Raw genomic sequence first — 21134 nt, forward strand, 5'->3', positions numbered from 1 at the left:
GGAATTGCTTATGTTGGTATCGCGTGGTCTTGTTCATTTGGGGTGTGTTGTGCTTGCTGGCGCGTTGCTGGCGGGCTGCAGCACTCCGATCAACAGGGCGCCGGTAGAGGATCGCGGCACTTTCTCCTCTGGCGGGGTGGCACCCGCCGCACCGGAAACCAAGCCGCTGCCCGGTGCTGAAAACGCCGGCAAGCCCGGTTACTACACCGTCAAGCCCGGAGACACCCTGATTCGCATCGGCCTTGAAAACGGGCAAAGCTGGAAAGACATTGCCCGCTGGAACAAACTGGACAACCCTGACCTGATCGAAGTGGGGCAGGTTCTGCGCGTGATTGCGCCGGGGGCAGCAGCGCCCGCACCGTCCGTGGCGGCAGACTCTGGCGTGGTTACGCGGCCGGTAGCGTCCTCGCCCGTGGCACCTGCGGCCAGTGCTGCCAAGCCGGCCGCTTCCACCGCTTCGGCGTCGCCTGCTGCGGGCGCAGCCGAAGACGTGGGCTTTATCTGGCCGGCGTCGGGCTCCGTGCTGGCCGGTTTTGATGAGGCGCGTAACAAGGGGCTGGACATCGGCGGCAAGGCGGGCGAGCCCGTGCTGGCCGCGGCCGATGGTCGGGTGGTCTATGCCGGAGCCGGTTTGCGCGGGTACGGCAACTTGGTGATCCTGAAGCACAACAACATCTATCTAACCGCCTACGCCCACAACCAGACCCTGCTGGTCAAGGAAGACCAGAACGTGCGCCGCGGCCAGAAGATCGCCGAGATGGGCAGCACCGACGCCGACCGCGTCAAATTGCATTTTGAGATCCGCCGCCAGGGCAAGCCTGTGGATCCCACACGCTATCTGCCTGCGCGTTGAGCACGCCGGTGTCGGATGAGGGCCTGCCCTGGTTGGACGACGAGTCCGGCCCGCCAGAGGGCAGTGACGGCGCCAGCCAGCTATCTGCCGAAGCGCCGGTAGAGTTGCGCGAGGCGACGGCATCCGCCGCGCAGCACCAGCTGCGCCTGGACAAGGCGCTGGCGGATCTGGTGCCGGAGTTTTCCCGCAGCTATCTGCAGCAGTTGCTTGGACAAGGCTGCGTGCGCCTGAATGGCCAGCCTGTTCTCAAGCCTGCCCACAAGGTCCGGGCTGGAGACCATGTGGTGGTCGAGATGCGCCCTACGCAGCAAAGCCAGGCATTCAGGCCTGAGCATTTGCCGCTGGATGTGGTGTACGAAGACGACCACCTGCTGGTGGTCAACAAGCCCGCGGGGCTGGTGGTGCACCCGGCGCCGGGCAATTGGGGCGGCACGCTTCTCAATGCCCTGCTGGGGCGAGATGCCCGGGCGATGCAGGTGCCGCGCGCAGGCATCGTGCACCGGCTGGACAAAGACACCAGTGGCTTGATGGTGGTGGCGCGCAGCCGGGCGGTGATGGACGCGCTGGTGCGCATGATTGCGGCGCGTGAGGTCAGCCGCCAGTACGTTGCGCTGGTCTGGGGGGCGTGGTCCGGGCCGGTGCACCGCAGCGTGGATGCGCCGATCGGGCGCGACCCGCGCAACCGCTTGCGCATGGCTGTCGTTGATCTCGCGCAGCATCCTGGCAAGCAGGCGCGTACCGATTTTGACTTGATCGACACCACCGGCGAAGTGTGCTTGGTGCGGTGCACCTTGCACACCGGGCGCACCCATCAGATCCGCGTGCACATGGCCTCCATCCGCCACGCCTTGGTGGCTGACACCTTGTACGGCGGCTCTTGCGGCGGCCCCATGCAGCGGCAGGCATTGCACGCGTTTCGGCTGGCGTTCCGTCATCCTGTCACGGACGAATCGATGGAGTTCCGTGTGCCGCTGGCTGAGGATATGCGACTGGCGCTTGACTTTTGGGGGCTGCGCTACAATTGATCGCGTTTACGGCTGTCTTGCCGTGGGTGCCCGGCCAACCAGTTTTGAAACTACGCCGACCCAAGTAAGGCGCGATGCCATTCGCCGCATCTCGCGCCGCCAATGTTCTCCAACCCCTGGTGCCAGTTCCGCCTTGGCGTGCGGCTGCCTTTTTCGGAACTGTTGGATCATGAATTCGGTGGATGCCAAACGGGTTCTTGAAACCGCCCTGATTTGCGCCCCGCAGCCCGTGTCCGTTCGCGAACTGCGAAGCTTGTTTGACGATGCGCTGGGCGCGGATACCGTGAAGATGCTGTTGCTGGAACTGCAGCAGGATTGGGCTTTGCGTGGTGTCGAGCTGGTACAGGTGGCAACAGGATGGCGCTTTCAAAGCAGGCCGGAGATGCGCCAGTACCTGGATCGGCTGCATCCTGAAAAACCTCCGCGCTACACGCGGGCGGCGCTTGAGACACTGGCCATCATCGCCTATCGCCAGCCCGTCACGCGTGGCGACATTGAGGATATTCGGGGTGTCACGGTCAACAGCCTGATCATCAAGCAACTGGAGGACAGAGGCTGGGTGGAAGTGATAGGACACCGCGAAACGGTGGGGCGCCCGGCTTTGTTTGCGACCACGCGGCAGTTTCTGGACGACCTGGGGTTGCAATCGCTGGATCAGCTGCCCACCTTGGGGGATGCCGAGGTGCAGGCCAGTGTTTTTGATGCGCTGGGTGATCTGCCTGATCGGCCCGATGCCCTGGCGCTCAACGACGCGCCGCTTGAGGCAGAAGTAGAAATTGATGCGGCCTTGCATGCGACGTCATCGTCTGCGCAGGGCGCTACACAGACTGGAGACGCTGCCGGCATCGCTGTCGCGCAGGCAGACGATGATGCCGCAGGAAATTGACATGAACGAATCGCACAAAACCCTTGAGGGCGTACAGCCCGCCGATAAGACGCTGAACAACCCTGGCGATCAGCACGCCAAGGTTCGCAAGCCGCGCACGCCCAAGGTGGCCCAGCCTGCGGCTATGCCGGACGCCGCGGTGGAGTTGCCCGCCCACGCGTGTGCCGAGGGCGACGCGGTTCCGCCATCGGACTTCGGGCAGGATCCGGGCCGGCATCCCAGCGGCGTGCGCAAGGCGCCACTGCGCGATCACGGCAAACGCGGCGCCAAGGCGCAGGCACAAGGCGACGGCTACCGCTTTGCCGACGTGGTGTCCGGCCAGCTGGATCAGGACGAAGGCAACGCCGAGGTCGCGTTGCCCAAGCGTGTTCTGCTGCCTCAGGTGGAGACACCCAAGCTGCACAAGGTGCTCGCGCAGGCGGGCATGGGCTCGCGCCTGGAGATGGAGCAACTCATTCTCGAGGGGCGTATCTCCGTCAATAACGAGCCGGCCCACATCGGTCAGCGTGTGCAGTTTGGGGACCAGATCAAGGTCAATGGCAAGCCGATCCGCTTCAAGATTGCACCGCCGCCCGTTCGGGTCATTGCGTACCACAAGCCGGTGGGCGAGGTGGTCACGCACGACGATCCGCAAAACCGCCCCACGGTGTTTCGCAAATTGCCACGGCTCCAGCAGGGCAAATGGCAATCGGTGGGGCGGCTGGATTTGAACACCGAGGGCTTGCTGCTGTTCACCAGCTCTGGCGAGTTGGCCAACAAGCTGATGCACCCGCGGTTCGGACTGGAGCGTGAATACGCAGTGCGTGTTCTGGGCGCTTTGAACGACGAGGAAAAGCAGCGCCTGCTCGACGGCGTGCAGCTGGAGGACGGCATGGCTTCCTTCGGCTCCATCGATGAGGGCGGCGGCGAGGGGGCCAATTGCTGGTATCGCGTCACCATCTCCGAAGGCCGCAACCGCGAGGTGCGGCGCATGTTCGAGGCGGTGGGCCACGCCGTCAGCCGCCTGATCCGCATCCGATACGGCGCCATGATGCTGCCGCGTGGTCTCAAGCGCGGCGCATGGCTGGAACTGGATGAGCGCGACATCCAGGCACTGATGCGCGCCGTGGGCGTCTCCGCCCCACCGAGGGCGCCATCGGGCGGCAGTAGCGGGCGGGCCGGCGGCGAGCGTGCTGGCGAGCGCAAGCCCATGGGGCCCAGGGCGTCTGGCGGGCGGGACAAAACGGGTGGGCGTGCTGGTCGCTCGTCGAACAGTTCGCAGCCCGACCCCATGAGGACTTCGGTGGGCTACATCGGTGCGGACAGTTTCTCGCGCCACCTTCAGCAGCAACAGCGCAGCGGCCGGGGGCGGCGCAGCGGTCGGTGAGGGATTGGCGCAAAGCTAGAATCAATGGCTTTGCCTGCAAGGCAATAGTTACCTCAACCACCTACCTAGGAAAATCAACATGGCTATCGAACGCACCCTGTCCATCATCAAGCCCGATGCAGTCGCCAAGAACGTGATCGGTCAAATCTACGCCCGCTTTGAAGCGGCTGGCCTGAAGGTCGTTGCCGCCCGCATGATCCACCTGTCTCGCGCCGAGGCTGAGCAGTTCTACGCTGTGCACAAAGAGCGTCCCTTCTTCAAGGATCTGGTGGACTTCATGATCTCCGGTCCCGTGATGGTGCAGGCCCTGGAAGGCGAGGACGCCATCCTGAAGAACCGTGAGCTGATGGGCGCGACCGACCCCAAGAAGGCTGCTCCTGGCACGATTCGCGCCGACTTCGCAGACAGCATCGACGCCAACGCGGTGCACGGCTCTGATGCCGCTGAAACAGCCGCGGTTGAAGTGGCCTTCTTCTTCCCCGGCCTGAACATTTACTCGCGCTGATACGGCAGCTGTGTGCGCCGGGCGGGCTGTTTCAAGCCGGGCCCCGCGCGCGCAGTGCGCTTTGTGGGCGTGGGACATCCTTGACGTTATGACCACGAACCTTCTGGACTTTGACCTCGACGGCATGGCTGCTTTTTGCGAGCGGTTGGGGGAAAAGCGTTTTCGAGCGACGCAGCTGTTTCGCTGGATCCACCAGCGCGGCGCGAGTGACTTTGACCAGATGAGTGACCTGGCCAAGTCCCTGCGCGAGAAACTCAAGGCTTGCGCCCATGTTGCCGGGCTGCCAGTCGTCAGTGAGCATGTCTCTGCGGATGGCACCATCAAGTGGTTGTTTGACGTGGGCGATGGCAATGCTGTGGAGACGGTCTTCATCCCTGAAGACGACCGCGGCACGCTGTGTATTTCCTCGCAGGCCGGTTGTGCCGTGGGTTGTCGTTTTTGCTCCACGGGGCATCAGGGTTTCAGCCGCAATCTCACCACCGGCGAAATCGTTGCCCAGCTCTGGTTTGCCGAGCACGCACTGCGCCAGCGCCTGGGCCGGGACGAACGGGTGATCTCCAACGTGGTGATGATGGGCATGGGTGAGCCGCTGCAGAACTACTCTGCCCTGGTGCCGGCGCTGCGCACCATGCTGGACGACCACGGCTATGGGCTGTCGCGCCGTCGCGTCACGGTGTCCACCTCGGGCGTGGTGCCCATGATGGACCGCCTGGCGCAGGACTGCCCCGTGGCGCTGGCGGTGTCGCTGCATGCGCCCAACGATGTGCTGCGCGACAACCTGGTGCCGCTGAATCGCAAATACCCCTTGCAGGAGCTGCTGGCAGCTTGTCGGCGCTACCTGGAGCATGCGCCGCGCGACTTCATCACTTTTGAATACTGCATGCTCGATGGCGTGAACGACCAGCCCGAGCATGCGCGTCAGTTGATTGCGCTGGTGGATCGCAAGGCGCCGGGCGGTGGTGTGTCCTGCAAGTTCAACCTGATTCCTTTCAACCCGTTTCCCGCATCCGGGTTGCAGCGTTCGTCCCAGGCAAACGTGTTGGCTTTTGCCCAATTGTTGAGCGATGCCGGTATCGTCACCACCGTGCGCAAGACGCGCGGCGATGATATTGATGCGGCCTGCGGCCAACTGGCTGGCGATGTCAAGGATCGCACCAGGGTCAACGAGCGCATGGCCAAGCTGCGGGTCATCGGGCTCAAGCCGATTGCCTGAGGCACGCTTCCAACTTTGAAAGGCACTTCATGACGTTGTCGGGTACGGATCGCAGTCGGGGGGCACGGTGGGTGTTGGCCATGGGCATCGCCGCGGCCTGTTTGGCGGGGCTGGTTGGATGCTCTCTGCCGGCATCGTCGGGGTTGGACGCTGATGCCACGGCATCGCCGACCGGCGTTGGTGAACCCGATGTGCGTCGGCGCGCGCGCATCCGCCTGGAGCTTGCCGCCAACTACATGCAGATGGGTCAGACGGAGGTCGCGCTGGACGAGGTGCGCCAGGCCATTGCCACCGATCCGTCCTATGCCGATGCCTATCACCTGCGCGGGCTGGTGTACATGAGCCTGGGTGAATTGAGCCTCGCCGAAGACAGCCTCAAGCGCGCCCAGGGCATGAAGCCGTCGGACGCAGACATCATGCACAACTATGGCTGGCTGCTGTGCCAACGCCAGCAGTACGAGCAGGCCAACCAGCTTTTCGAGCGCGCCCTGGCGGTGCCCAGCTACGCCTCGCGCAGCAAGACCCTGATGTCTCAGGGCCTGTGCCACCAGCGTGCGGGCCGTGTTGCCGACGCGCAGCAGACCCTGCTGAAGGCCTACGAGATCGATGCCGGCAACCCGGTGGTGGGCTACAACCTGGCGTCCATCCTGTTTGACCGCGGTGAAAACAAGCGGGCGCAGTTCTACATACGCCGCATCAACAATAGCGACCTGGCCAATGCGCAGTCGCTATGGCTGGGAATCAAGGTCGAACGCGCGCTGGATGAATTTGTGGCCATGCGGCAATTGGGCGATCAGTTGCGCAAGCGCTTCCCCAACGCCAAGGAAACACTGGCTTTTGAACGAGGTGCCTTCAATGAGTGAGCCGGTAGGTATGGCCGCGGCGGATGAGGTGACTGCGGACGGGGCAGGCATGGCGGGCGGTGCATCCGCGGGGGCAATGCTCAGGCAGTTGCGTGAGTCCGCTGGCGTTTCCATCGAAGCACTGGCAGGAACCCTGAAAGTGCCGCTGGCGCGGTTGCAATCGCTGGAGGCCGACCAGCACGATGCCTTCACTGATCTTGTCTTCATGCGTGCTCTTGCGTCCAGCGTATGCCGGGCATTGAGGGCGGACGCAGCGCCCGTGCTGGCCCTGCTGCCCCAAGGCCAACCGGTGCCGCTGGCGGTGGGCAACGGCATCAATGCCCGCTTCAAGGATTCCAGCCAGCGGCCGGGCAGGCCAGGTGCTTTGGACGCCCCCAAGTCGCGCGTGTTGGGCGTTGCCGTGGCAGTCTTGCTGGCTGGCGCACTGGCCATTGCCTTTTTGCCCAAGGGAGACGGTGGCGCGGATGAGGGCGTGGCTCTGAACGCACCATTGCCGTCGCAGCCTGCGCAAGAACCCGCGCAGCAGGCAGGCGACGCAGCGGCGCCAGCAGACCAGGCGATGGCTGTGGCGCAAGAGCCCGCGTTGACGCAAGCGCCCAGCCAGCCCGCGGTGGCGCGGCCGACGGCTGCGGCCGATGGCGTCGCGCCGATCAAAGACACCTCGGCTGCAGAGGCAGCCAACTCAGAGGGCGTGCTGGTCATCCGCGCACGCACCGAGTCCTGGGTGCAGGTGCGCAATGCTGCGGGCGGTGTGGTAGTGCAAAAAATTCTGCTGGCAGGCGAGAGCTTTTCTGCCGCCGGTGATCCTCCGTGGTCGGTGGTGATCGGCAAGGCGGACGCGACCGACGTCATCGTGCGCGGCCAACCGCTGGATCTCAAGGTCATTGCCCGTGACAACGTCGCGCGTTTCGAGGTGAAGTGAATGAATCAGTCTGACTTGGTGGCACCCATTGCCATGGCTGCGCCCCTGGCGCGACGCTCGCGCCAGGCGCGCGTCACATGGGGCAGCCGCGTCGTCACGGTGGGCGGCGACGCGCCGGTACGCGTGCAATCCATGACCAATACCGACACGGTGGACGCGATCGGCACGGCCATCCAGGTCAAGGAGCTGGCGCAGGCCGGCTCCGAGTTCGTGCGCATCACGGTGAACACACCCGAGGCAGCAGCGGCCGTGCCGTACATCCGCGAGCAGCTCGATCGCATGGGCGAGACCGTGCCGCTGGTGGGTGACTTCCATTACAACGGCCACCGCCTGCTGACCGAGTTTCCGGACTGCGCCCAGGCATTGTCCAAGTACCGCATCAACCCGGGCAACGTCGGCAAGGGTGACAAGCGCGACAAGCAGTTTGGCCAGATGATCGAAGCGGCGGTGCGCTGGGACAAGGCCGTGCGCATCGGCGTGAACTGGGGCAGTCTGGATCAGGAGCTGCTGGCCGGGTTGATGGATACCAACAGCCGCCGCGCACAGCCCTGGGATGCGCGCCAGGTCATGTACGAGGCGTTGATCACCTCGGCCATCGAGTCGGCCCGGCGCGCCGAAGAGATGGGCCTGAATGGCGACCAGATCATCCTGTCGTGCAAGGTCAGTGGCGTGCAGGATCTGATTGCGGTGTACCGCGAGCTGGCGCGCCGCTGCGACTACGCACTGCACCTGGGCTTGACCGAGGCTGGCATGGGCACCAAGGGCATCGTGGCCTCGACCGCGGCGCTGTCCATCCTGCTGCAAGAGGGCATTGGCGACACCATCCGCGTGTCGCTCACGCCCCAGCCGGGCGAGGCGCGCACGCAGGAAGTGGTGGTGGCCTCCGAGATACTGCAGTCGCTGGGGCTGCGCGCCTTTGTGCCCAGCGTCACCGCGTGCCCCGGCTGCGGGCGCACCACCAGCACCACATTCCAGGAGCTGGCCAAGCAGATCGACGACTACCTGCGCGCGCAAATGCCCGTGTGGCGCATGCGCTACCCGGGCGTGGAAAAGCTCAAGGTGGCCGTCATGGGGTGCATCGTCAACGGCCCGGGCGAGAGCAAGCACGCCGACATCGGCATCAGCCTGCCGGGCACCGGCGAGGCGCCCGCCGCGCCCGTGTTCATCGACGGCGAGAAGGCCCTGACCTTGCGTGGCGACAACATCGCGCGCGAGTTCCAGGACATCGTGAACGGCTACATCGCCCGCCGCTTTGGTAATGGCGCGGACGCGCAGTGAAGCCCGGCCATTCACGTAAACTATAAAAAACATAGCTGCCAGCGCTTGATAGACAAGCGCTACAGGCCAATTTGACCCATATTCAAGATACCAATAACAAGATGCAGAAGCTGGTTGCCATCAAGGGCATGAACGACATCCTGCCGCCCGATTCGGCGCGCTGGGAATGGCTGGAGGGGGTGGTGCGCTCGCTCATGGCGCGCTACGCCTACCGCAATATCCGCACCCCCATCGTCGAGCCCACGCCGCTGTTCGTGCGCGGCCTGGGTGAGGTGACCGACATCGTCGAAAAAGAGATGTACTCCTTCGAGGATCGCCTGAACGGCGAGCAGCTCACGCTGCGCCCCGAGGCGACGGCGGGCGTGGTGCGTGCGGTGGTCGAGCATTCCATGCTGTACGACGGCGGCAAGCGTCTGTACTACATGGGCCCCATGTTCCGCCACGAGCGACCCCAGCGCGGGCGCTACCGCCAGTTTCACCAGATCGGCGCCGAGGCGCTGGGCTTTGCGGGCGCCGAGGCCGACGCCGAGATCATCCTGCTGGCCCATGCGCTGTGGGCCGAGCTGGGCCTGAAGAACGTGCGCCTGGAGCTCAACAGCCTGGGCCAGCCCGATGAGCGCCGCGCCCACCGTGCCGCCCTGATTGCGCATCTGGAGCAGCACCAGGATCTGCTGGACGAGGACGCGCGCCGGCGCCTGCACAGTAACCCGCTGCGCATTCTGGACACCAAGAACCCCGCCATGCAGCCCGTGGTGCAGTCCGCCCCCCGACTGATCGACTTTCTGGGCGAGGCATCGCTCAAGCACTTCGACACCGTCAAGGCCATTTTGGATGCCAATGGCGTGGCCTGGAGCCTGAACCCGCGCCTGGTGCGCGGCATGGACTACTACAACCTGACGGTGTTCGAGTTCGTGACCGATCAGCTGGGCTCGCAGGGCACAATCTGCGGCGGTGGCCGCTACGACTATCTGATCGAGCAAATCGGCGGCAAGCCGGCGCCCGCCGTGGGCTGGGCGCTGGGCGTGGAGCGCGTGCTGGAGCTGCTCAAGGAGCAGCAGGCGCAGGCCCCTGAGCCGCTGCCCGATGCCTACGCGGTGGTGCCCGATGCATCGTCCCTGCCCACGGTGATGGCGGCCCTGCAGCAGTTGCGCGTGCGGGGCGTGGCGGTGCAGATGCACAGCCCGGCGGCGTCGGGCGAGGGCATGGGCAGCATGAAGTCCCAGTTCAAGAAGGCCGATGCGAGCGGCAGCCGCTTTGCCCTGGTGTTTGGCCCCGACGAACTGGCGCGCGGCGCGGTCACCATCAAGCCCCTGCGTGATGGCGGCGAGCAGACCGAGCGCCCGCTTGCCACCCTGGCCGAATGGGCGGCCAACCTACAATCCCCGCGCTGAACGGAACCCGCAACATGGCAAACCACTTCGACCTACAAGAACAAGAGCAACTCGACCAGATCAAGCATTTCTGGAACACCTGGGGCACGCCCATCACCTGGGCGCTGATCGTCATCCTGGGCGCATTTGCCGCCTGGAATGGCTACCGGCTCTGGCAGGGCCGCCAGGCCCAGCAGGCCACGGCACTGGCGGAGGCGGTGCAGTCGGCTGCGCAGGCACGCGACGTGGCGCGGGTGGAGCAGGCCTTTGGCGACCTGAAGTCCGGCTATGGCGGCACCGTGCAGGCCGGCCAGTCGGGTCTGCTGGCCGCCAAGGTGCTGGCCGATGCCGGTCGGTGGGACGACGCCAAGGCTGCGCTGGCCTGGGTGGCAGAAAAAGCGTCGGACGAGGGCCATGCGGCACTGGCCAGGTTGCGGCTGGCCTCTGTACTCATCGAGCAAAAGTCCCATGACGAGGCGATGGCTCAGTTGTCGGGGCGCTTCCCGCCTGAATTTGCTGCGGCAGTGGCTGACCGCAAGGGTGACGTGCTGGTGCTGCAAGACAAGAAGGCAGAGGCCATCGCCGAATATCAGCGTGCGTATCTGGCTTTTGATGAGCGCATCGATTACCGCAGCCTGGTGGAGGCCAAGCTCAACGCGCTGGGCGCCCAGGTGCAAGCCGTGGCGTCTGCCGCCGCAACGGGGAGTGCGCAGTGAACGCGATCCGCAAAAACATCAAGGCGCTGGCTGCCGGCACAGCACTGGTCGGCCTCCTGGGGGTGAGCGGTTGCTCGCTGTGGGCGCCATCCCGCCCCAAGCCCGCAGAATTGGGCCCCAATGTGCCGGTGCTGGGCGTGCGCCAGGCCTGGACGGCACGGGTGGGTGCAGTGGAGGATGTGTCGCTCGATGTGCACGTCAACGGCAACACGGTAACGTTGGCGTCCGCCAATGGAGAAGTGGCAGCGATCGACGCGCGCACCGGCGGCGACATCTGGCGCGCCCAGCTGAATGTGCCGCTGGGCTCTGGCGTGGGCAGCGATGGCCGCTGGACGGCGGTGGTGTCCAGGGGGGCGCAGGTCATCGTCATGGACGGTGGACGTGAAATCTGGCGCAAGTCGCTGCCGGCGCAGGCCTACACCGCGCCGCTGGTGGCGGGCAATCGTGTCTTCGTGCTGGCCGCGGATCGCTCCGTGTCTGCTTTTGATGCAGCCACGGGCTACAAGCTGTGGAGCCAGCAGCGTCCTGGCGAGCCGCTGGTTCTGCGCCAGGGCGGTGTGCTGATGGCGGTGGGCGACACCCTGGTTGCGGGCCTGTCGGGCCGTCTTGTCGGCTTCAACCCGGATAACGGCACGGTGCGCTGGGAGGCGCCGCTCGCCAGCCCGCGCGGCACCAATGATGTGGAGCGACTGGTGGAGATTGTCGGCCGCACCAGCCGTGTGGACGACAGCGTGTGCGCGCGGGCTTTCCAAGCGACCGTCGGTTGCATCGATGCAGCGCGCGGCACAGTGCTGTGGACGCAGCAGGCCAGCGGCGGCGAGGGCATCCACGGGGACGCCGCCATGCTGTTTGGCACGGAGAGCAATGGCACGGTCGTCGCCTGGCGCCGCGCCGATGGCTCCCGCGCCTGGACTTCCGACCGGCTGCGCTTTCGCAAGCTGACTGCGCCGCTGCTATTGGGCCGATCTGTGGTGATCGGCGATGACACCGGGCTGGTGCATCTGCTGTCGCGCGAGGACGCAGCGCCGCTCAACCGCCTGACCACCGATGGGTCGGCCATCGCGGCAGCGCCCGTGGCGGCGGGGGACACCCTGGTCGTGGTGACGCGCAAGGGCGGCGTCTATGGTTTCCGTCCGGATTGACCGGACATAGGACACAGTGATGAAGCCTGTCATCGCCCTGGTGGGGCGGCCCAATGTGGGCAAATCCACCCTGTTCAACCGGTTGACGAAGTCGCGCGACGCGATCGTGGCCGACTTCGCCGGTCTGACGCGTGATCGCCACTATGGCAACGGCAGGCAGGGCAAGCACGAGTACATCGTCATCGATACGGGCGGTTTCGAGCCCGATGCATCCAGCGGCATCTATCGCGAGATGGCCAGGCAGACCCAGCAGGCGGTGGCCGAGGCCGATGTGGTGATCTTCGTGGTCGATGTGCGCGGAGGTCTGTCTGCCCAGGATCACGACATTGCCAATTACCTGCGCCGTCTGGGTAAACCTTGCGTACTGGCCGGCAACAAGGCCGAGGGCATGCAGGAGAGTCCGCATCTGGCGGAGTTCTACGAACTGGGCCTGGGCGAAGTGCATCCGGTATCGGCGGCCCACGGTCAGGGTGTACGCAGTCTGGTGGAACTGGCGCTCAAGCCCCTGGCGCTGCCGGAGGTGGACGAAGACGAATCGGCCGAGCAGAAAAATGTCATTCGCCTTGCCGTGGCGGGCCGACCGAACGTCGGCAAGTCCACCTTGATCAACACCTGGCTGGGCGAGGAACGCCTGGTGGCCTTCGACATGCCGGGCACGACACGCGACGCGATATCGGTGCCTTTTGAGCGCAGCGGCCAGAAGTTCGAACTGATTGACACCGCTGGTCTGCGCCGCAAAGGCAAGGTGTTCGAGGCGATCGAGAAGTTCTCGGTCGTCAAGACCCTGCAGGCCATCGAGTCTGCCAATGTAGTGCTGCTGCTGCTGGATGCCACGCAGGGCGTGACCGACCAGGATGCGCACATCGCGGGCTACATCCTGGAAAGCGGCCGCGCCGTGGTGATTGCCGTCAATAAATGGGATGCGGTGGACGACTATGGCCGCCAGCAGTTGGAGCGATCCATCGAGACGCGCCTGTCGTTCCTGAAATTTGCGCCGTTGCACTTCATCTCGGCCAAAAAGCGACAGGGCCTGGGGCCACTGTGGGCTTCCATCATTCAGGCCTACAAGTCTGCCAACCGCAAGATGCCCACGCCGGTGCTGACCCGTTTGCTGCTGGAGTCTGTGCAGTTTCAGAGCCCCAAGCGCTCGGGCATGTTCCGCCCCAAGATGCGTTACGCCCATCAGGGCGGCATGAACCCTCCGGTGATCGTCATTCACGGCAACTCGCTCGAGCACGTCACGGATGCCTACAAACGCTTTCTGGAAGGGCGTTTCCGCAAAGAGTTCGACCTGGTCGGAACGCCGCTGCGCATCGAGATGAAAACTTCCGCCAACCCCTACGCGGACAAAAACGAATCCTGAACCCCTGAGCCGGGTGAGTCACCTTGGCTGTGGTAAGGTGCTCTTTTACAACAACAGTTTTGAACACGGAGAATATCGTGAGCAATAAAGGTCAGCTTCTTCAAGACCCCTTCCTGAACGCTCTGCGTCGTGAGCATGTGCCGGTGTCCATTTACCTGGTCAACGGCATCAAGCTCCAGGGTCAGATCGAATCTTTCGATCAGTACGTCGTGCTGCTGCGCAACACGGTGACGCAGATGGTTTACAAGCACGCCATCTCCACCATCGTGCCTGGACGTGCGGTCAACTTCTCCACGGCAGAAACCGCCGACGGAGACAACCAATAAATCCCCCGTTGCAGCGGGAGGTTGCACCGGGTCTCGGGCGCCTCGCCTTCGAGGGCACGCAGCCTTGAGTTCCATTAAGTCATCTGATCCCGATTCCACGCCGGTTCTTCTGGTGGGCGTGGACTTCGGGCTGCCCCACTTTGATGCTGATTTGCAAGAGCTGGGCCTTCTGGCCCAGACGGCAGGCCTGCGCCCTGTTGCGCGTCTGACCTGCAAGCGCAAGACTCCCGATGCGGCCTTGTTTGTCGGCAGCGGCAAGGCCGATGAAATTCGCCTTCTGGCGCAAATGCATGATGCCAAAGAGGTGCTCTTTGACCAGTCGCTGAGCCCTGCACAGCAGCGCAACCTGGAGCGCTATTTGCAGCTGCCGGTCAATGACCGCACGTTGTTGATTCTTGAAATTTTTGCGCAACGTGCACGCAGTCACGAGGGCAAGCTGCAAGTTGAACTGGCGCGCCTGCAATACCTGAGCACGCGGCTGGTGCGGCGCTGGTCGCACCTGGAGCGTCAGCGCGGCGGCATTGGTACGCGCGGCGGCCCGGGTGAAACGCAGATCGAGCTGGATCGCCGGATGATCAACGAGGCGATCAAGCGCACCCGGGAACGGCTGGTAAAGGTCAAGCGCCAACGCGCCACGCAGCGGCGTCAGCGGCAGCGGCGCGATACTTTCAACATCTCGCTGGTGGGGTACACCAATGCGGGCAAATCCACACTGTTCAATGCATTGGTGAAGGCGCGAGCCTACGCGGCTGACCAGTTGTTTGCCACCCTGGACACCACCACCAGGCAGCTTTACCTGGATGAGGCGTCGGGGTCGGCGTCTTTGTCTGACACGGTGGGGTTCATCCGCGATCTGCCCCACGGTTTGGTGGATGCCTTTCAGGCCACCTTGCAGGAGGCCGTGGATGCCGACCTGCTGCTGCACGTGGTGGATGCGGCCAATCCGGGCCATCCCGAGCAAATTGCCCAGGTGCAGCGGGTTCTGGCCGAGATCGGCGCCGCACAGATTCCGCAGCTTCTGGTGTTCAACAAGTACGATGCCGTGGCACCCGAATTGCGCCCATCTCAGCGACAAGACATGTATGAACTGGACGGTCGGCAGGTGCCACGTATTTTTGTCAGTGCTCGCGAGGGCGAGGGCATTGTCGCACTGCGCGAGCAACTGGCACAAATGGTGCGCAGCGCCGCAGCCGGGCTTGAGATGCCCCCAGCGCAGGGTGTTGAATTGCCGGATGCGGCAGGCTGATTGGGCAAAATGCAGAAACTTTGGTTGTCATCAGAGAATAAGAGAACTTGTGCATGAACCTTCATAACCACTCCTCCCGTTGGGCGCTGTTGCCCGAGCGCATCCGGGGGATGTTCAACCTCAACGATCCCCGCTGGGGCCGTGGGGACGACAAAGGCGAGGGTGGTCAGCGCCCGGATTCCGAGCGGCCTCCCGCTGATAACCCACAAGGTGGACGTGGGCGCAACCAGGGCCCTGCTGCAGGTCAGCCTCCCGATCTGGATGAACTCTGGCGTGACCTGAACCGCAAGCTGGGCACGCTGTTTGGGGGGCGCGACGGCGGTGGTAGGGGCCCTTCGAATAACGGTGGCGGTTTCCAGCCCGACATGAAGAACGCGGGCGTGGGCGTGGGGCTGATCGCTGCCATCGCCGTCCTGATCTGGCTGGGAACCGGTTTCTTCATCGTGCAGGAAGGCCAGCAGGCTGTCATCACACAGTTTGGCAAGTACAAGAGCACGGTCAACGCAGGTTTCAATTGGCGCCTGCCGTATCCCATTCAGCGCCATGAACTGGTGTTCGTGACACAGATTCGTTCGGCAGACGTGGGTCGCGACAGCATCATCAAGAGCACGGGCTTGCGTGAGTCCGCCATGCTCACGGAAGACGAGAACATCGTCGAAATCAAGTTCGCTGTGCAATACCGTCTCAACGATGCCCGGGCATGGCTGTTTGAAAGCCGCAACCCTGCCGATGCCGTGGTGCAGGCAGCAGAAACGGCAGTGCGAGAAGTGGTCGGCAAAATGCGCATGGACACGGCGCTGGCCGAAGAGCGCGACCAGATCGCGCCGCGTGTGCGCACTCTGATGCAGACCATTTTGGATCGCTACAAGGTGGGCGTGGAGGTGGTTGGCATCAATCTGCAGCAAGGCGGCGTGCGCCCGCCCGAGCAGGTGCAGGCTGCGTTTGACGATGTGCTGAAGGCCGGGCAGGAGCGTGAACGTGCCAAGAACGAGGCGCAGGCTTACGCGAACGATGTGATTCCGCGCGCAACCGGTACCGCATCGCGTCTGATCGAAGAGGCCGAGGCCTACAAGGCTCGCATCGTGGCGCAGGCGCAGGGCGATACACAGCGCTTCAGCGCAATTTTGGCCGAGTACCAGAAGGCGCCCCAGGTGACGCGTGATCGCATGTACCTCGAGACCATGCAACAGATCTACGGCAATGTCACCAAGGTTTTGGTGGAGTCGCGCCAGGGCTCCAATCTGCTGTATCTGCCGCTGGACAAGATCATGCAAAGCGTTGCGCAGACGCCCTCGGCAGGCGCCGCTCAGGATGCGCCCCCCATTTCCGGCACCAGCGGCTTGCCCCCGGCTGCCTCGACTCAACTGCCTGGCGAGCCACGCGCGCGTGACGTCAATCGCTCGCGCGAACGCGAATCCCGATAGGAGGATTGTGTGAACAGAATAGGTTTCATCGTTTCTACCGCCCTGGTGGCGCTGGCTTTGCTCAGCTCCATGTTGTTCGTGGTGGATCAGCGTCAGTTTGGCGTGGTGTATGCACTGGGCCAGATCAAGGAAGTCATCACCGAGCCTGGGCTGAATTTCAAGCTGCCGCCGCCATTCCAGAATGTGCGCTACATCGATAAGCGCCTGTTGACGTTGGACAGTTCGGACACCGAGTCCATGCTGACGGCTGAAAAGCAGCGCGTCGTGATCGATTGGTATGTGCGCTGGCGCATCAGCGACCCATCGGAATACATCCGCAACGTGGGTCTGGACGAGAACGCCGGTGCACTGCAGCTCAACCGTGTGGTGCGCAATGCGTTCCAGGAAGAGGTCAATCGCCGCACCGTCAAAGAATTGCTGGCTGACAAGCGCGATGCGCTCATGTCCGACGTCAAGCGGGAGGTGCTGGAGGCCGTTCGCGGCGCCAAGCCCTGGGGCGTTGACGTGGTGGACGTGCGTATCACTCGCGTGGACTATGTAGAGGCCATCACCGAGTCTGTTTACCGCCGCATGGAGGCCGAGCGCAAACGTGTCGCCAATGAACTGCGATCCACCGGGGCCGCAGAGGGTGAAAAGATCCGTGCCGACGCTGATCGTCAGCGCGAGATCACCATTGCCAACGCCTATCGCGACGCACAAAAGATCAAGGGCGAAGGCGATGCCGAAGCATCTCGTCTCTACGCTCAAGCTTTCGGACGTGATCCGCAGTTCGCTCAGTTTTACCGCAGCTTGGAGGCCTACAAGGGCAGCTTCAATCGCAAGAGTGACGTAATGGTGCTTGATCCTGCGTCTACGGAGTTTTTCAAGGTCTTTCGAGGCTCTGCGCCTGGAGCGTCCGCTGCTTCGCGCCAATAGACCGGCTGCGAAAACCTGGCGAATACCGCGTGGATTGGTTGAGCAGTTTTTGTTTGGGCCTAGGCCTGGTGCTGGTGATTGAGGGGGTTTTCCCCTTTGTGTCTCCTGCTGGCTGGCGCAGCATGCTCAGTCAGTTGTTGAAGTTGCGCGACGGGCAGATTCGTTTTTGTGCGTTGCTCAGCCTGCTCGCTGGCGGTCTGTTGCTGCTGTTATAGCGGTGCGGGCGTTTGACTCGGGGCAGTTGTTGCCCAGCCGGTAGAATCACTTTTTTAACAGCTTCACCCTTCCCATGTCTGCCTGGGTCCTGCCGGATCACATTGCCGATGTTCTGCCCTCAGAGGCGCGGCACATCGAAGAACTTCGTCGCGGGCTGCTGGATACCGCCCGCAGCTATGGATACGAGTTAGTCATGCCTCCACTGCTGGAGCATCTGGATTCCCTACTTACGGGCACGGGTGAGGCGTTGGACTTGCAAACCTTCAAACTGGTGGACCAGCTTTCGGGTCGTTCGCTGGGTTTGCGCGCAGACACCACCCAGCAAGTAGCCCGTATTGACGCTCACCTGTTGAATCGTCCGGGTGTTACGCGGCTTTGCTACTGCGGTCCCGTCCTTCATGCCCTTCCAGATCGTCCTCATGCGACACGCGAGCCATTGCAATTTGGCGCGGAGATTTATGGGCACCCTGGCATTGAGGCCGATATTGAATCGCTGCTGTTGGCCCTCGAATGCCTTCGCAGCGCCCAGGTGCGGGACGTTAGTGTTGATTTGGCTGATGTACGTATCGTGCGCAGCCTGCTGTCGGGCCTGCCTGTTGCACTGGACACCCTGAGGCAAGTTCATGCTGCATTGGCCGTCAAGGATGCAAGCGAGCTAGCATCGCTGACCCGTGACTTCCCCGCGCACTCCCGTGAAGGGCTGCTGGCCCTGTTGCAACTGTATGGCGATGCTTCTGTGCTGGACGAGGCCGAGATTGCGCTCAAGCACATAGCTGGTGCGGGCAAGGCGCTATCGGATTTAAGGGCTATCGCAGCGCGGATCAGCAGTGCACAAGTCACTTTTGACCTTGCGGACTTGCGTGGCTACACCTACTACAGTGGGCCGCGTTTTGCCATCTACGCGCACGGTGCCAGCGATGCGCTCGTGCGTGGCGGTCGTTACGACGAAGTGGGCGCAGTATTCGGACGCAACCGGCCGGCAGCTGGCTTCAGTCTGGATGTCAAACAATTGGTGGGTGTTGTTCCGCCAAGGGCTCTTAAGCCGGCCATTCGCGCGCCATGGGGAGATGAGCGGGACGTTAACGAGGTAATCGCCGACTTGCGCCGTCGGGGTGAGACGGTCGTGTGCGTGTTGCCCGGCCATGGCAGCGAGGTGGATGAGTTCCACTGCGATCGTGAACTGGTTCTCGTGGACGGCCGATGGGTCGTTAGATCCATTGGCACTGTCTGAGTCCTTGGACTCTTTGAATTTCTTCAGTATTTGAATCGGGTTAGACATGAAATCAAGCAAAGGTCGGAACGTCGTTGTCGTCGGCACCCAATGGGGAGATGAGGGTAAGGGCAAGCTGGTGGATTGGTTGACTGAGAGCGCCCAAGGTGTGGTGCGCTTTCAGGGCGGCCACAACGCGGGTCATACCCTGGTCATCAATGGCGTCAAGACGGCGTTGCACTTGATCCCCAGCGGCATCATGCGTGCGGGCGTAAAGTGCTACATCGGCAATGGCGTGGTGTTGTCTGCAGCAAAGCTTTTCGAAGAAATCGAAGGGCTGGAGAAAGCCGGCGTCGAGGTGCGTTCGCGCCTGCGCGTCAGCGAGGCCTGCCCGCTGATCCTGCCTTTTCATGCAGCGCTTGATGTGGCACGCGAAGCAGCGCGCGAGCACGGTGGGGTCGAGAAGATTGGTACCACTGGCCGCGGTATTGGGCCGGCATACGAGGACAAGATTGCCCGACGTGCATTGCGTGTGCAGGACATGAAATATCCCGAGCGCTTTGCAGCCAAGCTGCGCGAGCTGCTGGCCCTGCACAATCACGTGCTGACCACCTTCCTGGGCTCGGGCAGTTTCCAGTTTGGTGACGCGCTCAAGCCTTACATCCAAGATGGCAAGGTGCAGTTCGAGCCGGTTTTTGAAGAGGCGATGCGCCACGCCGAAATGCTCAAACCCATGATGGCCGACGTGTCGCGTGAACTCAACGAAGCCCATGTGGTAGGTGCCAATCTGCTGTTTGAAGGTGCGCAAGGCACCTTGCTGGATGTGGATCACGGCACCTATCCCTATGTGACTTCCAGCAATTGTGTGGCTGGCAACGCGGCAGCCGGCTCGGGTGTGGGGCCGGGTCAGTTGCATTACATCCTGGGTATCACGAAGGCTTACTGCACGCGCGTTGGCGGTGGCCCGTTTCCCACTGAACTGGAATGGGAAAAGCCCGGCACGCCTGGCTATCACATGAGCATCGTAGGTGCCGAGAAGGGTGTGACCACGGGACGCAGCCGTCGGTGTGGCTGGTTTGATGCTGCTTTGCTCAAGCGCAGTGCGCAAGTCAACGGCTTGTCGGGTCTGTGCATTACCAAATTGGATGTGCTGGATGGCTTGCAAGAGCTCTCTTTGTGTGTCGGCTATGAACTCGATGGTGAGCGCATTGATTTACTTCCCATGGGTGCAGAAGACATTGCACGCTGTGTACCTGTCTATGAACAAATAGAAGGTTGGTCCGACTCAACAGTGGGCGTCACTAACTACGACGAATTGCCTGCCAATGCCCGCCGGTATCTGGAGCGCATTGAGCAGGTCACGGGTGTGCCCATCGCCATGATTTCGACTAGCCCTGACCGAGATCACACGATCTTGATGCGCCATCCCTTCTCGGCAGAGTGACTGTTTTTTAGTCAAATTCGGCGCTTTCCATTTCTGAAAAGTGTTAGCGGCTATTTATTTAGGAGCATGGAATGCTGACAGAAGACGGCAAGCACCTCTACGTCAGTTATGACGAGTACCACAGCCTCATTGAGAAGCTAGCGCTCAAGGTGCATCAATCGGGGTGGGGGTTCGACACAATCTTGTGCCTCGCTCGCGGAGGACTGCGTCCAGGCGACATCTTGAGTCGCATCTTCGACAAACCGCTAGCCATCATGTCCACCAGCTCTTACCGGGCAGAGGCTGGTACTGTTCGAGGTAATCTGGATCTAGCGCGTTTCATTACGACGCCCAAGGGTGATATCGCTGGGCGGGTTCTGTTGGTAGATGACCTGGCTGACTCTGGTCACACGCTTCAAGCGGTGATTGACATGTTGAAGACCAGCTACAAACCCATCACGGAGTTGCGCAGCGCCGTGATCTGGACCAAGGGCCTGTCTGCTTTCAATCCAGACTACTCCGTCGAGTTCTTGCCGACAAACCCGTGGATTCATCAACCTTTCGAGAGCTACGATAGCCTGACGCCTGATAAGTTGCTGGAGAAGTGGCGTTGGTAAGCAGTTCGAAAGCAGCGTTGAGGCGGAAAGACGAAAAACTTTTCACCGCAATCGTTTTTTGGTATACAATCACAGATTCTCTGCAAAACAGCCGTTGTTATAAACATCAACATCAGGTGGTAGCGGGATGATAAAAAACCTGCCTTGTTTTGTTTCTCGGTTTAAAACTGGTGTATGATTCAAGGCTTCGCTGTTGAAGCGGACTGTGGCGTAAGTTGTGGTTTGCGGTGGTGGTGAGAAATTAGAAAGACACTC

General features: G+C 62.6%; 22 protein-coding genes. 21 read left to right on the forward strand and 1 reads right to left on the reverse strand.

Going from position 1 to position 21134, the window contains the following annotated elements; translation table 11 throughout:
- Nucleotides 1-10: 10 nt before the first annotated feature.
- The 21 genes from AB7E35_RS09745 to AB7E35_RS09845 all read left to right on the forward strand — a co-directional run bounded on the left by AB7E35_RS09745 (nt 11) and on the right by AB7E35_RS09845 (nt 20879).
- Nucleotides 11-853 (forward strand): peptidoglycan DD-metalloendopeptidase family protein, encoded by an 843-nt coding sequence (locus tag AB7E35_RS09745; protein WP_428167475.1) that lies wholly within the window; start codon nt 11-13, stop codon nt 851-853.
- The gene (locus AB7E35_RS09750) at nt 850-1878 is read left to right on the forward strand and encodes an RluA family pseudouridine synthase (RefSeq protein ID WP_428167476.1); all 1029 of its coding nucleotides are present in this window, start codon (nt 850-852) and stop codon (nt 1876-1878) included. The genes AB7E35_RS09745 and AB7E35_RS09750 overlap by 4 nt, the downstream gene beginning before the upstream one ends.
- A gap of 169 nt (nt 1879-2047) precedes the next feature.
- Nucleotides 2048-2764, forward strand: coding sequence for an SMC-Scp complex subunit ScpB (scpB, locus tag AB7E35_RS09755; RefSeq protein ID WP_428163720.1), 717 nt, complete (start codon nt 2048-2050; stop codon nt 2762-2764).
- 1 nt (nt 2765) lies between these two features.
- The gene (locus AB7E35_RS09760; RefSeq protein WP_428163701.1) at nt 2766-4130 is read left to right on the forward strand and encodes a pseudouridine synthase; all 1365 of its coding nucleotides are present in this window, start codon (nt 2766-2768) and stop codon (nt 4128-4130) included.
- A gap of 79 nt (nt 4131-4209) precedes the next feature.
- A complete protein-coding gene (gene ndk / locus AB7E35_RS09765) occupies nt 4210-4635 on the forward strand; it encodes a nucleoside-diphosphate kinase (RefSeq protein WP_428163702.1) in 426 nt (141 codons plus the stop codon).
- 88 nt (nt 4636-4723) lie between these two features.
- Nucleotides 4724-5848: a 23S rRNA (adenine(2503)-C(2))-methyltransferase RlmN gene (rlmN, locus tag AB7E35_RS09770; protein WP_428163703.1), complete on the forward strand. Its 1125-nt coding sequence runs from the start codon at nt 4724-4726 to the stop codon at nt 5846-5848.
- 29 nt (nt 5849-5877) lie between these two features.
- Nucleotides 5878-6711, forward strand: a complete 834-nt coding sequence (gene pilW / locus AB7E35_RS09775) for a type IV pilus biogenesis/stability protein PilW (protein ID WP_428163704.1) — start codon at nt 5878-5880, stop codon at nt 6709-6711.
- Nucleotides 6704-7633: a helix-turn-helix domain-containing protein gene (locus AB7E35_RS09780; RefSeq protein WP_428163705.1), complete on the forward strand. Its 930-nt coding sequence runs from the start codon at nt 6704-6706 to the stop codon at nt 7631-7633. The genes pilW and AB7E35_RS09780 overlap by 8 nt, the downstream gene beginning before the upstream one ends.
- A complete protein-coding gene (gene ispG / locus AB7E35_RS09785) occupies nt 7634-8911 on the forward strand; it encodes a flavodoxin-dependent (E)-4-hydroxy-3-methylbut-2-enyl-diphosphate synthase (RefSeq protein WP_428163706.1) in 1278 nt (425 codons plus the stop codon).
- Nucleotides 8912-9012: 101 nt separating this feature from the next.
- Nucleotides 9013-10302 (forward strand): histidine--tRNA ligase, encoded by a 1290-nt coding sequence (gene hisS, locus AB7E35_RS09790; RefSeq protein WP_428163707.1) that lies wholly within the window; start codon nt 9013-9015, stop codon nt 10300-10302.
- A 14-nt stretch (nt 10303-10316) separates the two neighbouring features.
- Nucleotides 10317-10997, forward strand: coding sequence for a YfgM family protein (locus tag AB7E35_RS09795; RefSeq protein ID WP_428163708.1), 681 nt, complete (start codon nt 10317-10319; stop codon nt 10995-10997).
- A 5-nt stretch (nt 10998-11002) separates the two neighbouring features.
- On the forward strand, nt 11003-12139 hold the full coding sequence (gene bamB / locus AB7E35_RS09800; RefSeq protein ID WP_428163721.1) for an outer membrane protein assembly factor BamB: 1137 nt from the start codon (nt 11003-11005) through the stop codon (nt 12137-12139).
- A 19-nt stretch (nt 12140-12158) separates the two neighbouring features.
- Nucleotides 12159-13502 (forward strand): ribosome biogenesis GTPase Der, encoded by a 1344-nt coding sequence (gene der / locus AB7E35_RS09805; RefSeq protein WP_428163709.1) that lies wholly within the window; start codon nt 12159-12161, stop codon nt 13500-13502.
- A gap of 77 nt (nt 13503-13579) precedes the next feature.
- The gene (gene hfq, locus AB7E35_RS09810; protein WP_428163710.1) at nt 13580-13828 is read left to right on the forward strand and encodes an RNA chaperone Hfq; all 249 of its coding nucleotides are present in this window, start codon (nt 13580-13582) and stop codon (nt 13826-13828) included.
- Between the two features lie 64 nt (nt 13829-13892).
- Nucleotides 13893-15074 (forward strand): GTPase HflX, encoded by a 1182-nt coding sequence (gene hflX, locus AB7E35_RS09815; RefSeq protein ID WP_428163711.1) that lies wholly within the window; start codon nt 13893-13895, stop codon nt 15072-15074.
- A 53-nt stretch (nt 15075-15127) separates the two neighbouring features.
- On the forward strand, nt 15128-16498 hold the full coding sequence (gene hflK, locus AB7E35_RS09820) for an FtsH protease activity modulator HflK (RefSeq protein WP_428167477.1): 1371 nt from the start codon (nt 15128-15130) through the stop codon (nt 16496-16498).
- 9 nt (nt 16499-16507) lie between these two features.
- On the forward strand, nt 16508-17413 hold the full coding sequence (gene hflC, locus AB7E35_RS09825; protein WP_428163713.1) for a protease modulator HflC: 906 nt from the start codon (nt 16508-16510) through the stop codon (nt 17411-17413).
- 29 nt (nt 17414-17442) lie between these two features.
- Entirely contained in the window at nt 17443-17628 is a 186-nt protein-coding gene (locus AB7E35_RS09830; RefSeq protein WP_428163714.1) for a DUF2065 domain-containing protein, read from the forward strand.
- 74 nt (nt 17629-17702) lie between these two features.
- Nucleotides 17703-18860, forward strand: a complete 1158-nt coding sequence (locus tag AB7E35_RS09835) for an ATP phosphoribosyltransferase regulatory subunit (RefSeq protein ID WP_428163715.1) — start codon at nt 17703-17705, stop codon at nt 18858-18860.
- Between the two features lie 46 nt (nt 18861-18906).
- Nucleotides 18907-20283 carry an adenylosuccinate synthase gene (locus AB7E35_RS09840; protein ID WP_428163716.1) on the forward strand — a complete coding sequence of 459 codons (1377 nt, stop codon included), beginning with the start codon at nt 18907-18909 and terminating at the stop codon, nt 20281-20283.
- A gap of 71 nt (nt 20284-20354) precedes the next feature.
- Nucleotides 20355-20879 carry a phosphoribosyltransferase gene (locus AB7E35_RS09845; protein ID WP_428163717.1) on the forward strand — a complete coding sequence of 175 codons (525 nt, stop codon included), beginning with the start codon at nt 20355-20357 and terminating at the stop codon, nt 20877-20879.
- A 69-nt stretch (nt 20880-20948) separates the two neighbouring features.
- Here the strand turns inward: AB7E35_RS09845 and AB7E35_RS09850 are convergent.
- The coding region (locus AB7E35_RS09850; RefSeq protein WP_428167478.1) for a hypothetical protein at nt 20949-21134 on the reverse strand (186 nt) is incomplete at its 5' end.

The sequence above is a fragment of the Diaphorobacter sp. genome, assembly GCF_050251835.1.
GTDB lineage: Bacteria > Pseudomonadota > Gammaproteobacteria > Burkholderiales > Burkholderiaceae_C > JBFXIE01.

Excerpts from the sequence above, each read along its gene's own strand:
- pilW (WP_428163704.1), top strand. The coding sequence starts at position 5,878 with ATGACGTTGTCGGGTACGGATCGCAGTCGGGGGGCACGGTGGGTGTTG.
- AB7E35_RS09780 (WP_428163705.1), top strand. The coding sequence starts at position 6,704 with ATGAGTGAGCCGGTAGGTATGGCCGCGGCGGATGAGGTGACTGCGGAC.
- AB7E35_RS09840 (WP_428163716.1), top strand. The coding sequence starts at position 18,907 with ATGAAATCAAGCAAAGGTCGGAACGTCGTTGTCGTCGGCACCCAATGG.
- der (WP_428163709.1), top strand. The coding sequence starts at position 12,159 with ATGAAGCCTGTCATCGCCCTGGTGGGGCGGCCCAATGTGGGCAAATCC.
- AB7E35_RS09795 (WP_428163708.1), top strand. The coding sequence starts at position 10,317 with ATGGCAAACCACTTCGACCTACAAGAACAAGAGCAACTCGACCAGATC.
- ispG (WP_428163706.1), top strand. The coding sequence starts at position 7,634 with ATGAATCAGTCTGACTTGGTGGCACCCATTGCCATGGCTGCGCCCCTG.
- AB7E35_RS09760 (WP_428163701.1), top strand. The coding sequence starts at position 2,766 with ATGAACGAATCGCACAAAACCCTTGAGGGCGTACAGCCCGCCGATAAG.
- AB7E35_RS09845 (WP_428163717.1), top strand. The coding sequence starts at position 20,355 with ATGCTGACAGAAGACGGCAAGCACCTCTACGTCAGTTATGACGAGTAC.
- AB7E35_RS09835 (WP_428163715.1), top strand. The coding sequence starts at position 17,703 with ATGTCTGCCTGGGTCCTGCCGGATCACATTGCCGATGTTCTGCCCTCA.
- hflK (WP_428167477.1), top strand. The coding sequence starts at position 15,128 with ATGAACCTTCATAACCACTCCTCCCGTTGGGCGCTGTTGCCCGAGCGC.
- ndk (WP_428163702.1), top strand. The coding sequence starts at position 4,210 with ATGGCTATCGAACGCACCCTGTCCATCATCAAGCCCGATGCAGTCGCC.
- rlmN (WP_428163703.1), top strand. The coding sequence starts at position 4,724 with ATGACCACGAACCTTCTGGACTTTGACCTCGACGGCATGGCTGCTTTT.
- scpB (WP_428163720.1), top strand. The coding sequence starts at position 2,048 with ATGAATTCGGTGGATGCCAAACGGGTTCTTGAAACCGCCCTGATTTGC.
- hisS (WP_428163707.1), top strand. The coding sequence starts at position 9,013 with ATGCAGAAGCTGGTTGCCATCAAGGGCATGAACGACATCCTGCCGCCC.
- AB7E35_RS09745 (WP_428167475.1), top strand. The coding sequence starts at position 11 with ATGTTGGTATCGCGTGGTCTTGTTCATTTGGGGTGTGTTGTGCTTGCT.